This is a genomic window from Staphylococcus sp. HMSC62D11 (assembly GCF_001839145.1).
GTDB classification, from domain to species: Bacteria; Bacillota; Bacilli; order Staphylococcales; family Staphylococcaceae; genus Staphylococcus; species Staphylococcus lugdunensis.
This window is the reverse complement of record NZ_KV840199.1, coordinates 144,834-145,526: the sequence shown is the minus strand read 5'-3', so window position 1 is coordinate 145,526 and position 693 is coordinate 144,834. Positions and strand designations below refer to the sequence as shown.

The 693-nt window shown below is 41.1% G+C and carries 1 pseudogene; it reads left to right on the top strand.

The features are described from left to right. Positions 1-693 (top strand): annotated as a pseudogene (locus HMPREF3267_RS10925) (DUF4988 domain-containing protein); the annotation flags it as partial.

Below are 693 nucleotides of genomic sequence, written 5' to 3'. Positions count from 1 at the left end.
GAGCTGGCAACACAGTTATCCACTTCAGTGACGGAAAAACAGTGACTGTGCCAAAAGGTCACGATGGCCAAAATGGACATGATGGTACATCAGTGACAGTAACGAACACAACAACAGATGGAGACGGTAATACAGTTATCCACTTTAGTGATGGAAAAACAGTAACCGTACCGAAAGGCGCGAAAGGTGATAAAGGCCAAGACGGTACATCAGTCACAATAACAAGAACTGAAACAGACCAAGCTGGTAATACAGTAGTTCACTTTAGCGATGGTCATTCAATCACTGTACCAAAAGGCCAAGACGGTCAAAATGGCACATCAATAACGGTAACAAATACTGAATTAGATAAAGACGGCAATACAGTTATCCACTTTAGTGACGGTAAAACAGTAACCGTACCGAAAGGCGCGAAAGGTGATAAAGGCCAAGACGGCACATCAATCACAATAACAAGAACTGAAACAGATCAAGCTGGTAATACAGTAGTTCACTTTAGCGATGGTCATTCAATCACTGTACCAAAAGGCCAAGACGGACATTCAGTAGGTATTCAAGAAATCACTAAAAATGCTCAAGGTGAAACAGTTGTAACATTTAATGATAACCACTCAATCACTATTCCAAAAGGCGCGAAAGGTGATAAAGGTCAAGATGGTACATCAGTAACATTAACGAACACAACAACAGATG